At 57.9% G+C, this 12,517-nt stretch carries 8 protein-coding genes and 3 pseudogenes; 7 read left to right on the forward strand and 4 right to left on the reverse strand.

Annotation, left to right across the window (positions count from 1 at the left end; genetic code table 11):
* The first annotated feature begins 37 nt into the window (after positions 1 to 37).
* The 4 genes from O6760_RS01735 to O6760_RS01750 all read left to right on the forward strand — a co-directional run bounded on the left by O6760_RS01735 (position 38) and on the right by O6760_RS01750 (position 5,193).
* Positions 38 to 1,810 (forward strand): SARP family transcriptional regulator, encoded by a 1,773-nt coding sequence (locus O6760_RS01735; RefSeq protein WP_269583772.1) that lies wholly within the window; start codon positions 38 to 40, stop codon positions 1,808 to 1,810.
* 38 nt (positions 1,811 to 1,848) lie between these two features.
* Positions 1,849 to 2,814 (forward strand): phosphatase PAP2 family protein, encoded by a 966-nt coding sequence (locus O6760_RS01740; RefSeq protein WP_269583773.1) that lies wholly within the window; start codon positions 1,849 to 1,851, stop codon positions 2,812 to 2,814.
* Positions 2,815 to 2,830: 16 nt separating this feature from the next.
* The gene (locus tag O6760_RS01745; RefSeq protein WP_269583774.1) at positions 2,831 to 4,369 is read left to right on the forward strand and encodes a S8/S53 family peptidase; all 1,539 of its coding nucleotides are present in this window, start codon (positions 2,831 to 2,833) and stop codon (positions 4,367 to 4,369) included.
* Positions 4,370 to 4,983: 614 nt separating this feature from the next.
* Positions 4,984 to 5,193, forward strand: a complete 210-nt coding sequence (locus O6760_RS01750; RefSeq protein WP_248149151.1) for a cold-shock protein — start codon at positions 4,984 to 4,986, stop codon at positions 5,191 to 5,193.
* A 43-nt stretch (positions 5,194 to 5,236) separates the two neighbouring features.
* Here the strand turns inward: O6760_RS01750 and O6760_RS01755 are convergent, their stop codons facing one another.
* Positions 5,237 to 5,542: a hypothetical protein gene (locus tag O6760_RS01755; protein WP_269583775.1), complete on the reverse strand. Its 306-nt coding sequence runs from the start codon at positions 5,540 to 5,542 to the stop codon at positions 5,237 to 5,239.
* A 62-nt stretch (positions 5,543 to 5,604) separates the two neighbouring features.
* Here O6760_RS01755 and O6760_RS01760 point away from each other — a divergent pair, with 62 nt between their 5' ends.
* Entirely contained in the window at positions 5,605 to 6,630 is a 1,026-nt protein-coding gene (locus O6760_RS01760) for a fatty acid desaturase (protein WP_269583776.1), read from the forward strand.
* A gap of 136 nt (positions 6,631 to 6,766) precedes the next feature.
* Here the strand turns inward: O6760_RS01760 and O6760_RS01765 are convergent, their stop codons facing one another.
* On the reverse strand, positions 6,767 to 7,069 hold the full coding sequence (locus O6760_RS01765; RefSeq protein ID WP_269583777.1) for a hypothetical protein: 303 nt from the start codon (positions 7,067 to 7,069) through the stop codon (positions 6,767 to 6,769).
* Positions 7,070 to 7,868: 799 nt separating this feature from the next.
* Here O6760_RS01765 and O6760_RS01770 point away from each other — a divergent pair.
* Positions 7,869 to 8,921: pseudogene (locus tag O6760_RS01770) on the forward strand (integrase core domain-containing protein); the annotation flags it as partial.
* 51 nt (positions 8,922 to 8,972) lie between these two features.
* Here O6760_RS01770 and O6760_RS01775 read toward each other — a convergent pair.
* Together O6760_RS01775 and O6760_RS01780 are read right to left on the reverse strand one after the other, a co-directional pair.
* Positions 8,973 to 9,131: pseudogene (locus O6760_RS01775) on the reverse strand (ATP-binding protein); the annotation flags it as partial.
* A gap of 406 nt (positions 9,132 to 9,537) precedes the next feature.
* Positions 9,538 to 11,097, reverse strand: coding sequence for a Fic family protein (locus tag O6760_RS01780; protein WP_269583779.1), 1,560 nt, complete (start codon positions 11,095 to 11,097; stop codon positions 9,538 to 9,540).
* Positions 11,098 to 11,733: 636 nt separating this feature from the next.
* Here O6760_RS01780 and O6760_RS01785 point away from each other — a divergent pair.
* Positions 11,734 to 12,443 (forward strand): annotated as a pseudogene (locus tag O6760_RS01785) (IS6 family transposase).
* Positions 12,444 to 12,517 lie beyond the last annotated feature (74 nt).

A 12,517-nucleotide genomic window follows, 5' to 3' on the forward strand; every position in this document is an offset into this window, starting at 1 on the left:
TGTCGGTGGCAATGATGCCAATCCGCTGGGGGCAAACATGAATTTCAGCCCGCGTAGTGATCATGACCTGGAAATCTTCCTGCTGGGCCCGCCCACGGTCATGGACCGAAGCGGCAATCAGCTGACACCGAAAAACCAGAAATCCAAGGCCGTCGTGGCCATGCTGGCGCTTGCGCCCCGCGGATCCCGCTCGCGCGTCTGGCTGCGTGACAAGCTCTGGAGCGACCGCAGCGAGGATCAGGCCTCCGCCAGCCTCCGGCAGGCCCTGTTGGATATTCGGAAAAGCTTCGGCGCGGACTACAAGGACATCCTGATCGCCGACAAGTATTCGGTGACCCTCGATCTGTCCCGGGTCCAGGTGGATGCCAAGCAAATCAGCGAACAAGCGGACAAAGGCCTGCTGCACCTGTCCGACGAGCAGCATGATTTTTCGGAGCATTTCCTGGAAGGCTTTGACATCTGCGATCCGGAATTCGAAAGCTGGCTGACGCTCGAACGGCAGATCTGGGATCAACGATTTGAAAAAACGCACACCGCGGCAGGCGGAGACGGATACGGCAGCGTTCCGGACGTTGAGCATCTGAGCGAAGACCCTGCGGAGTACAAGCCTGCCCTGAACACGCCCGCACCGGGCCCGAACGAGGCATCCAGGGCCACCCCTTCGGCAGATGGCACCTGGGCCATCGGACTTCAGGACGTGCCGCCGACCCAGCCATGCGCGAACGCGCTCCAGCAGAAACTGATGCGCAACCTCCATGAAATGGGCCGCATTCCCGTTCTGCGGACAAATGAGCCGATGCTGTCCAAGGGTCTGCGGCAGGTCACGCTGCCGCTTGCCGTTCGGGTGACGGAAACATCTCTCGGCGAGAACGTCAGGCTGACCGTCGAGCTGGTGTCGACGGAAAACGGCATCACGCTTTGGACCTCGAGCCAGACCTTCACGCAATCCAGCTTCCTCGAGCCGTCCCAGTCGAACCTCAACGCTATTGTGTCCCAGACGGTCATTCAGATCGGACGCCTTCTGCAAACGACGGCGATCAACCCGGACATCGCCAGGGCAGGTGTCCTGATCGAATGCATCTACCAGATCTTCGGTCTGTCCGAGGACCACCTTTACAGTGCCGACAAGAAGCTGGAGATGCTGCTGAAGCACCAGCCGAATGCGCAGACCTATGCCTGGATGGCCTTTTCCAAGTCCTTCCAGGTCGGGCAACGGTTTTCAGCCGATGCGGCCGCACAGATTTCGGAGGCCCAGTATTTCGCGACCAGGGCATTGGAGGAAGACGAATACGACCCGCTTGTCCTGTCCCTCGCTGCGCATATCCATTCCTACCTGTTCAGTGAATTCGACCTCGCGGCGTCCCTTTACGAGCGCGCGCTCAAGCTCGATCCCGAGCAGACCCTTGGCTGGGACCTTTATGCCACGCTGAACGCCTATTCCGGCCGCAACAGCAAGGCGCTTGCCATGGCGTCCTGGGCACAGCAGCTCGGTGCGAACACGCCCATCAGTTATTATTTCGACACAACAAAATGCATCGCGGCGACGCTCGCGGGCGATCACAGGAGCGCGATTGCCGCAGGCGAAAGGGCGCTTGTGCAGCGCCCCAAGTTCAACTCCATCCTGCGCTACCTGATTTCCAGCCATGCCCATCTGGGCAATGTGCAGATGCTTGAAAGCCTGCGCCAGCGCCTGAATGACGTTGAACCCGACTTCAGCACCGAGATTCTTCGAGGAAGCGGTTACCCGGGTCTTGGAACCGAAGGCGGGCTGCATTTCCTGCAGGGCCTGCGCAAGGCCGGGCTTGATTGACGTGGAATTTCAGCAAGTCCGTTTGAACGGGGGAAACCATGAATAAAGTCGATACAAATTTGCACCACTGTGGCTCCATCGCCGAATTTCTCAACCAAAGCCGGATTACAGTCGGGCCGGAAGGCCTCCAGTTCGATGCAATATCCGACACGCCGAGCGAGATCTCCGTCAAGGCTCCTCTCGGCGCACAGGGGGCCGGTGGCGTCAGCGCTGTTCGCATGGTTCTGAACAAGTCAGTACTGAACAAGTCCGTCCTCAATAAGAACAAGAACAAAAATAAGAATAAAAACAAGAACAAGAACAAGAACAAAAACAAGCTGAAGGTCGCCAGCACGCAAGGGTCAACAGGCGCCTTGATGCCGACCGAGGCCCTGCTGCGCCTTCACCGTGCCGGGACAGGCAATCCGGACATGCGCATGCCGGCGGAATGGACCGACATCACCTTGACGCCGCCTCCCGGCCCGGATTTCAGCAGGCTGGAGACCCAGCTCCTGCTGGGAATGCAGAAAAACGTCAGGGAGCGCCAGCTTCGACTGCCCGATATCCAGCAGGAAGCGACGCTGGATCTGAGCGCGTTTACCCGACCGCTTGGAATTGACGGCCTCGCGGGCTTCGAAGCAACCGAAACCCTCTTCCTCGAGCTGCTGACGGTCACCGAATATGTCGGCCTCTATTACAAGCAAGTGTTTTCACGGTTGCGGCCAAACCAGGTCGAGCCCCGCCTGCGTCCGTTGCTCGCCAATCCGGCGCATGAGGCCTATCCGAGCAATCATTCCTTTCAGTGCCACACCATTGCCTTTGCCTTCAACGCGATCCTGCCCGAGCATCCGGCAACCCAGGCCTTGTCCGAAGTGGCCCTGAATGTCGCTCAGAACCGGGAATGGGCCGGCCTGCACTATCCGAGCGACACTGCCGCCGGCCGGGAACTGGCCAAGAAATTCGCGCCGCGCTTCGCCGAAGCTTTCGCCGATCGCTATCAGGCCGTTCAACAGGAATGGCTCTAGGAGAGGGGCAGAGAACATGGACCAGACAGTGACCCAAAAAGCGCAGCCGACCAGCGAATACCATTATCTCTGGCATCTCATGGCCCTCGGCGTGATCGTTCCCGACGGGACGGGAGACGGCATAGAGACAACCCTGTGGGACAAGCTGAGTGACGAAGGGGATGTTCAGCCCGCGCGCGTTGCCATGATCGACGTGGGCTGCCATTTCGACCACCCCAACCTCCAGGGCCGGGTCGACCCGGAACGGTCGATCGATTTCACCACCTCGCCGTATGGCACCAGGTCGAAGAAACATGCCGGCAACACGTGCCAACACAATTTCGCCGGACTGGATACAAGTCTCCTCAAGCTGCAGGATCTGTCACAGGTCGAGGCCGAGATCTTTACGGATATCGTCCAGCAGCTGGAAGGCTCAAGCGGGCACGTGCGTGCATTCGGAGACGTCGAAGCCCCGTTCGCGTCTCACGGCACCGCCGTCAGCGGCCTGATCGTCGGCGGTCCGGAAAATTGCCCGCAAGGCATCAAGCCGACCGAAGGCGTCATTCCCTATTTCGGGGTCGACCCGTTTTCCCGGCTGATATCGATCCGCACCGGTTTCGACAACGATCCCCTGCAGTTCGTCGCCGCGCTGCTCTATGCCTGGCACCAGAACCCGGATGTCATCGTCATGCCGCGCGGTTTCCCGGATCCCGACCAGGCCCCTGCCTTCAAGGAAGACTTCAAGGCGGACCTCGAAAAATGGGAGAACCGGGATGCTGCGGACCTGATCGAGCGGCTGCAGACCCTTGAGGCCGGCGCTGACACGATCGATACAAAAAGGCCCCAGTTGCCAATATCGGGACGCAGGCTCTGGCGCGTCGTCACCTCGCTGTTCAAGGCGATCAGCAACCATGTACCGATCGTCTGTGCGGCAGGCAATGAGGGCGAGAGCCAGTTGCTGTTTCCCGCGAACCTGGCGGACCGTGAAAACGGCATCATCGCTGTCGGCGCGGTGTCCGGACAGGGCTATCGCTCCGGGTATTCCAACTATGGCGAGGGTCTGACCGTTGTCGCTCCCTCGGACGACATGGTCGTCTTCAACCGGCATCAGCTGCGAAGCACGGAGAAAAGCTCGGAAGAACTGGGTTATCTGCTGCCCAAGGGGGCAAAGGAATACCCGTTCAGCCCCAGATGGCTGTTGAGCACGGATATCCCCGGTCGGTTCGGTTACGATACGGGAGATGCCGAGACGGAAGAACTCGGCACCGGCTCGGCACAGAGCGGTTATTACACCCAGTTTGGCGGCACGTCCGGCGCCTGCGCCCTTGTTGGCGGTGTCATCGCCTTGATCCGCCGCGCCGAACGGATCGCCAACAAGTCTTCCAAGGTGCGCGACGGCCGCGATGTGAAAGCCCTGCTGATCAAGACGGCCCGCAAGGACATCCTCATCGACAACCAGCACAAGCAACTGAACACGGACGCGATGAACGCGGACCAGGAAGACGTGGCCCCGTTCTCGACGTTCTTTGGCGGTGGCCTTGTCGACGCAAAAGCGGCCATCGGAACCATACTCTGATAACACGTGCACAAAAGCCCATTGAAAGCGGCCCCCGGCCGCTTTCTTTTTTGTCTTGTGACCCAGCGATCCGCCAAATTCGATCGAAATCCCGATCAGCGCGAAAAAACAGCTGCCAATTGTCATTTCTTACGAAACTTTAACGCTGCCTTTCCGAAGCCTTGACGCACATTCCCTAAGGTTATCTCGCGTCCTGAGTTACCGATTAAATCACTTTTCAGCACCTAGTCCTTTCTCCCGCATGGTAACTCAGGACGCGCCCGACCCGCCCCTTGTGCCGCGATGGCACCAACCGGCAGGCCTCACAGACATGGCCCCAAACTGTCCATCACCTGTCACGAACCGTGGGATTTGTTGAGTTTTCACTTCCAAATCGGCACGTTCTATTAAGAGCACTCCAAATTTTTAAATGTAAAAATAATATTCTTTTCGAGTCAGCCTTGTTTCTGACACCGTTTTCACCTACATGACGTTCATCGATATTGCTTGATGAACTTTGTGACTGCGCGGCGTGCCGCGGCCTGAACGATCTTCCCTATCAATCTCGACTTTTTGCACCGTCGCGCATGCCGCGTGGCGGCACTACTCTCATGATCGATTGAAAGGAAATCGTTATGACCATCGGAACCGTCAAGTTTTTCAACAGCACCAAAGGCTTCGGCTTCATTCAGCCGGAAGATGGCGCTGCAGACGTCTTCGTTCACATCACCGCTGTCGAGCGCGCAGGCATGCCGCCGCTGGTTGAAGGCCAGAAGGTCAGCTTTGAAGTTGTCCAGGACCGCCGCACCGGCAAGTCCAGCGCAGACAACCTGCAGGCTGCTTAAAGCTTCGTCCAGGTCCCTGACCACGGATGTACTGGCACGGACCTCATGGATGAAACGAAAGGTCGGGTATTGCCCGGCCTTTTTTGTATTTCAGCTTTTTAATAGGGACCTGAACGATGACACCTGACAAGACAGGCGACGCCGGCAGCCAGCCGAAGCGGACGCGTTCGGAATCCAAGGCTGAAATAACCAAACGCATTTCGCAGGAAATCCAGCAGACCGAGGACCAGGTCCGCATTGCAAAGACGGAGAGGCTGAGGGCCGCGCGCCTCGCGATGCAAAAGAAACAACCGGTTTCGTCACCATCAAAGGGCCGAGCGCGAAAGCCGGTGGCCGCAAAAAGATCCAAGGCCTGACGCGGAAGACGGAAGCAAGATGCGCCCCAATACACCAGACAATGTCACTGAAACAATGACCCTTGCGCCTGTAGATGCCGCAGCCAAGACGGAAGGTCAGTCCTGGACCAAGGCCCTGGCGCGCTACAGGCAACCGCGGCCTCTCCGCAGCGTCCTTGAAATCGTGGCAACGGTCGTTCCGTTCGTTCTTCTGTGGGCATCCGCCGTGCTCGCCATTCAGCAGGACCTCTGGTGGGGGATCGTCCTGACGATCCCCGCGGCCGGTTTCCTGGTCCGCCTTTTCATTCTCCAGCACGATTGCGGCCACGGGACACTGTTCGCCAACAGCCGTCTCAACAACTGGATCGGCCGTTTGATCGGTGTCTTCACGCTGACACCCTATGACTACTGGCGCCGGACGCACGCCGTTCATCACGCGTCGGCGGGCAACCTGGACCGGCGGGGCATAGGTGACATCGACACGCTCACCGTGCGTGAATACCGGGACCAGTCCCGCTGGCAGCGCCTGCGCTACCGCCTGTACCGGCATCCCCTGGTGATGTTCGGACTTGGTCCCGTCTGGCTCTTTGTCTGCCAGTACCGCCTCCCGCTGGGCCTGATGCGCGCGGGCGTCCAGCCCTGGGCCTCGACGCTTGCCACCAATGTCGGCATCATTCTGCCGATCGCCGTCATGATCTGGCTGGTCGGCCTCGGCCCGTTCCTGATCGTGCAGATCCCGATCACGCTGATGGCGGCGTCGGCCGGTGTCTGGCTTTTCTATGTCCAGCACCAGTTCGAGGAAACCCACTGGTCCGGCGACGACGAGTGGAATTTCCAGCATGCCGCCCTTCACGGCAGTTCGCATTACGACCTGCCCCGCCCGCTCCGCTGGCTCACCGGCAATATCGGCATTCACCACGTGCATCACCTGGCCGCCAAGATCCCGTTCTACCGCCTGCCGGAAGTGCTGAAGGATTATCCCGAGCTGAAAAACATGAGCCGGATCACGCTCCTGGAAAGCCTGAAATGCGTCAAGCTGGTTCTCTGGGACGAACACACACGCCGTCTCATTTCCTTCCGGGAAGAACGGGCTACGCGGTAACGGAGACGGCAGGCGCGTCGCCGGATTGCCACCGGCGCCCAAGAAACTGCTTCCGGTCCTGACGGGGCCAACCGGGCTCCGACCGCCGCGTTGCGTCAGACCGGGTTCGTGCCCCGGAGAAACGGCAGCAGGTGCCTCAGCCGTTCAATCCGAAGGTTTTCTCGATAAGCGACTTGTTCGCGTCGGTTGACGGGCCACCGACGGCTTCCAGCCGATCCTGGGTGACCATACGCTCGTGCGCTTCCTTGTCACCGCGAATGCGGTACTGAGGCAATCCGTCCTTCGAAGGCAACCGACCGGTGATATGAAACGTGTCGCTCGACAGGTTGTTTCTGCCGAAGCCGTCACGCAAATAAACCGCCTGGCCGATTTCGAAGTGATGTGCCGGTGTCGTACCGGAATGACCCTGTCCGCGGCCGTAGCCACTTTTGCTGTTCATGATAACGGGAGTCCTTTCATTTTCAGATGAGTTGGGTTTGCTTGAATTTTTCTGCATCGCTGCTTTCGGAGAGGCCCCGTCCAGGGAAGGCGCTTTCTCGGATCGATTCGCCGAAAATGCGGATGCAGTGATTGATCGGTTGACGCGGTGCCTTGACAGCTCTTTGTTTCGAAAACCGTTGTTTTCCCTGACAACGCACACTAGGAAACGGGAGACTGCCCACATGGCTCCTCCCAAAATATTTCTGCGCAGCAAAGAAAGAATAGAACTAAAACATACTCCGCAATTCAAATAATTTCAATTGAAAACGTGAATATTTTTCATTGAACTGTTTTTTGTTTCACAAATAAACGAAAATCATTTCAAGGAATTATTTAGGCGCGCATGTGTTCCGAACCGGGCCAAAGTCGCGGCCGGACAAGACCGCAAGCGATGTGCGGTCGGAAAATCCGTCATGTACCGCGATTTTGCCCATCTGGCGAACTGCCTACACCGCGCCACGTACAAACCGGCTTCCATGTCTGGAACCTGGAAATGGCAAAGGGCGGGAAGAGGGCAATATGTTTCCGTTCCTTGCCACGCGGCCACATCCGCTACAACGTGGTCTCGGCGGCCATGTTGTGACGGCGGCGTACCTGATAACGGCCTTGGTGAAACCGCAATCCAGGTAACCTTGCACATGACCGCAGTGCATGCTGCAGACTTGATGCGCGGATCGGACATTTGAGCTTATCGAGAGATAGCTGACAGTTCATTCCGATCAGATGGTTTACACATTTCGCATTTGGGGGATCCCTGAATGCCTTGGAAAGAGTGTAGGCCTATGGATGAACGACTTCGTTTTGTTGCGCGGCTGCTTGAAGGCGAGAAGATGGCGCCGCTGTGCCGGGAGTTCGGTATATCACGGGTTACGGGCTACAAGATTTTTGAACGGTACAAGGAATGTGGCCTGGACGGCCTCAATGACCGAAGCCGGCGTCCCTATCGTCAGGCCAACAAGCTTCCCTTCCAGATCGAACGCTGCATCCTGTGTCTCAAGCGAGAGCATCCAACCTGGGGCGCGCCGAAGATCCGCGACAAGCTGGTCCGGCAATACCCGATGGTCAAGGCTCCGGCGATCAGCACGGTCCATGCGGTGCTGGACCGTCACGGTCTGGTCCAGCACCGCAAACGCCGTCGCTACAAGGCCCGCGGAACCGAGCTTCATGACGCACAGGACGTGAACGGGCTCTGGTGCGCCGACTACAAGGGCGAGTTCAAGCTCGGCAACCGGCAGTACTGCTATCCGCTGACGATCACTGACTACAGATCGCGCTATTTGCTGGCCTGCGAAGGCTTGACCTGCACCAAATCCGACTTTGCCTTCTCTGTTTTTGAACGCGTCTTCAAGGAGTTCGGCCTTCCTGCCGCCATTCGCACGGACAACGGCTTGCCGTTCGCATCGCCAAACGGGCTCTACAACTTGTCAAAGCTGTCGGTGTGGTGGCTGCGTCTGGGGATCGGCATCGAGCGTATCAAGCCAGGCCACCCGCAGCAAAACGGCCGGCACGAACGCATGCATCTGACCTTGAAGAAGGAGGCCACCCGACCGCCAGGCATGAACAGCCTTCAGCAGCAGGCCAAGTTCGATGCCTTCATGAAGGAATTCAACGAGGAACGACCTCATGAAGCGCTCAGAATGAAGACACCGGCGGAAGTCTACACAGCCTCATCAAGGCAATATCAGGGCCTGCCGGACCTGGACTACCCTTTCCATGACAGGGACGCCCTGGTCACCGCATGCGGACGGATCTGCCTGCATCGCAAGAAGATCAACGTCTCGACCGTTCTGGCCGGTCAGAAACTCGGGATGTTGATTTTCACCGAGAACTGACCCGGTATTTCCACCGAGAATTGACCCGCCTTATGTGTATGGAACGGCAGTTACGCCGTGGTCAAGATTTTGGTTTCCCCCTACGTTGTCGGCCTGATTTGCGGTGCTGTTTTTGAAGCGGAAGCTTTCGTTTCCGGTTTCAAGGATATGGCAGTGGTGCGTGAGCCGGTCGAGCAGCGCGGTGGTCATCGAGAACCTGCATGGTCGTGGGATCAAACTCCATGACGGGCGCTAGAGGCCTCTCCCCCAACTTCCAACCCGTCTCGGAAAACCCCTCCAAACTCTCACTCTAAGGGGGCGTTGCGGGGTCTCCCCGCTGGAAGGGGCCGGCCGAGACTACAGGCGCGGCCGCGGGGGAAGACTTTCCCCTCCTGGGATGCGGATCGCGATCCGCATAGTTCCAATTGGCGGGCCGTTCACTTCCAATCAGCGGAAAAGTCGGTACCCGACGCCAGTGCCGGTCCTGCTCGTGAATCTTGCTGACAACACAAATGTGCCTGTTTTTTGCCGAAGCTCCCGTCCGCCATACCATGTCGCAGCCGAATTCTATCTGCTCGCACCGAAGTTCAGTCACGAACAACACACTGACTGAAACTCAAGATTCCGTCCCATATTTGTCGTCGAAATCTTCAAAGGATTCAGCCACAATCGTCTCGATCTGAGGAACCTCATCGTCTCGGAGTTTTTCAAACTCGCCGGTGCGGCGGCGTTTGCTGAGTGAGCCACCGTTCTGACGGATGTGCATGACGAGATCCTGCGCCATGCGGTCGGGCATTTCGACCAGGTTCATGATGGCATTCAAAGCCTGATCGCGGCATTTGAGGTAGTCGATCTCGCGCGGCAGATCGGTTTCGACAGTTCGATGCACGCAGCTAAAGAGGAACTCCGCCTCTTCGGTGCAGTCGAAATAGCGATAGAGGTCCGCCGTGTCGTTTGTGACTTCGACATTGCGATTGGGCAGCACGCGCCAGTCGATGCAATCCATCAAGGCGCCGGAGTGCCGCTTCAGGGTCGTGGCATAGTCGTCGATGCGGTCCAGCATGACGGCCGAGACGGGAAACACCATGCCGGGCGGGGTGTATTTTCGCTCCGCGAGCACGTGGTGGATGAGACAGCGGTGCAAACGTCCGTTGCCGTCAGCCAGCGGGTGCACATAGACAAAGCCGAATGCGATCGCAGCGGCCTGCAGAACTGGATCGAGGTCTGAGGTCCGCAGCCTGTTGTTGCATTCATTGAGACCAGTCATGATGTCAGGAATATCCTGGGGAAGGGCTCCGATGAACTCGGGCAGTGGGTCATGGTTGTGATCCCGCTCCCCCAGAAACACACCCTCGCTGCGGTATCCGATCTCGGTGAACCGGTCGTCGCCGATCAGGATGCGATGCAAGCGATAGATCTCTTCTCTGTTGAGTGGACGCTTGCCGGCCTCCAGAACAGCGCGTCCCCAGCGCTCGAGCCGATTGGCAGGCGCGCGTTCCCCTTCGATCTCGAAGCTCGCGCGGCTGTCTGCAAGCAGCAGAAAGCTTGCAGCCCGGGAAACAATCTGGGCGCCCGTTCGCCCTATCGTCTCCTGCGCCTTGTGCGATAGGTCGAGGGCCAGAAATGCTTCCAGCTTTTCTGTGCGCCTTATGATCGGACAGAACGCGCCCGTGCCAAGCAGATTGTTGCGCACCCGATGGCGCAGGGACAGAGACGCAGGACCAGTGAAATAAGCTACGGGATCGAGTGCCTCGACGGCCGTAACCGTAGGGGCATCGTCGATATCGAGCCGCTTGCCGGTAAGAGTTTCGTAAAAGAACCATACCCGGCGTGTCACCGCGCCGGTCGGTGTCCGCTGGATGAAGTCTATGAGATCCTGTTCCGGCAGCGCATCAAGGATGCGTTTGAGCACCAGAAGATCGATCGGCTCATTGCGCAGGGCAAAACCGAGATGCCCATCCAGGGTATCCTCCGGCCGATACCGTTTGTCATAGACGTCCCAGATACCCTCCTGCCGTCGATTGCCGCGCACGTGCCGTTCGGAAATGCAGGCGCGATTCCTCACCGGCGCCTTCACATCGAGCGTATGGACGAGAGCGGCCCAACCCGCGAGCCGTGTGTCCTCCGGAATAGGCTCGTTCTGAAAATAGGCGAGTTTCCCGATGTCCAGCTTCATGTCGGTTTCCTTTCACGACGGTCGAAAGGCGATCATACATGGCCCATCTGTCGAAAGAGACTTACAGTCCTGGAATTGAAAATCAATCACCAATGTCGAAAATGCTTCACACCGGACACTGACGTCGAAAAACAAATCGGGCGTGTGTTCAGTCGTTAACCGGGAGGGAGACGATACCGTTAAAGGAGCTCGTGTGTGAAGAACTCGTCGCACCGGTAGGGGGACAAGCCGACGCAGGAGGTGGCAGGGAGCTGGGCGTTTCGGCTTAAGAACTGCTCGGTAAAGCCGGGTTCGAAAACCAAATCTCTCATATCTTGAGCGACCGCGATGGAAAATAGATACGGTTCGTGATTGGAGGGGGTGAAAGGCATCAAGATTGACTGCGTACAACCTGGCGACATTCTCTTTAACAGCGCGCCCGGGAAAGATCTGCAAGACGATCCATACTGCAACCGATGGTGCGGTGTTGCAGCCAATGATCTGCATGCAGCACAACTCCTTCATCGGCTCGACTTCGGACGAGGTGCAAGCAAACTCTCTTCAGCATGCACGGTTTGAAGGTTAGCGCTGCGCCTCACAAAGGTTGACCGGTATTGCCAACTTGTTGCTCACGCTTGGGCTTGGTAGATCGTTTTGATGTTTGAACGTCTTGATTTCCCGCGCCTTAAGTGCTTCCGTTTTCCCCTGTCGATCATATCCTATGCGGTTTGGGCGTATCACCGGTTTGCTCTGAGCTCGGCAGACGTTGAGGACCTTCTGGCTGAACGCGGTGTTGTTGTCAGCCGGGAAACGATCCGCAAATGGGTGAAGCGGTTTGCCGGCACTTCGCGCGCTGCATTCGCCGGGACCGGCCAAAGCCAAACAGCAAATGGCATCTGGATGAGGCCGTAATCATCATTGGCGGTATGAAATACTGGCTCTGGTGGGCGATTGACGGCGATGGAGACGTACTCGACATCCTGGTTCAATCCCGCCGGAATGCCAAGGCAGCCAGGCGTTTCTTTGGCGCGCTGGTGACGCAATTCGGGGAGCCCAGGGTCGTGGTGACTGACAAGCTGCGCAGCTACACCAAGCCCGTCCAGGCCCTTGCACCAGATGCCGATCATCGCGCTCACAAGGGACTGAACAACAGGATTGAGATTTCCCATCGTCCGACACGCAAGCGGGAGAAGATCTTTGGCCGGTTCAAATCGGCCCGGCATGCTCAACGGTTTCTGTCCGCCCACGATCAGATAAACACGATCTTCCGGCCGCGCCGATACAAACTGTCCGTTGCCTCATACCGGCATGCAAGGGCAGATGCGTTCAGCCTATGGCAGGACTACACCGGCGAGATGAACACCTGAAATCCGTCCAATAACAGACACCTTGCTGACTAAACAAAACAAGTTGGCAATACCGGCCGAAGGCATCTGCCCTT

Origin of the sequence: Roseibium sp. Sym1, from assembly GCF_027359675.1 — a bacterium.
Classification (GTDB): domain Bacteria; phylum Pseudomonadota; class Alphaproteobacteria; order Rhizobiales; family Stappiaceae; genus Roseibium.

Excerpts from the sequence above, each read along its gene's own strand:
- O6760_RS01750 (WP_248149151.1), top strand. The coding sequence starts at position 4,984 with ATGACCATCGGAACCGTCAAGTTTTTCAACAGCACCAAAGGCTTCGGC.
- O6760_RS01765 (WP_269583777.1), bottom strand. The coding sequence starts at position 7,069 with ATGAACAGCAAAAGTGGCTACGGCCGCGGACAGGGTCATTCCGGTACG.
- O6760_RS01780 (WP_269583779.1), bottom strand. The coding sequence starts at position 11,097 with ATGAAGCTGGACATCGGGAAACTCGCCTATTTTCAGAACGAGCCTATT.
- O6760_RS01745 (WP_269583774.1), top strand. The coding sequence starts at position 2,831 with ATGGACCAGACAGTGACCCAAAAAGCGCAGCCGACCAGCGAATACCAT.
- O6760_RS01735 (WP_269583772.1), top strand. The coding sequence starts at position 38 with ATGAATTTCAGCCCGCGTAGTGATCATGACCTGGAAATCTTCCTGCTG.
- O6760_RS01740 (WP_269583773.1), top strand. The coding sequence starts at position 1,849 with ATGAATAAAGTCGATACAAATTTGCACCACTGTGGCTCCATCGCCGAA.
- O6760_RS01760 (WP_269583776.1), top strand. The coding sequence starts at position 5,605 with ATGACCCTTGCGCCTGTAGATGCCGCAGCCAAGACGGAAGGTCAGTCC.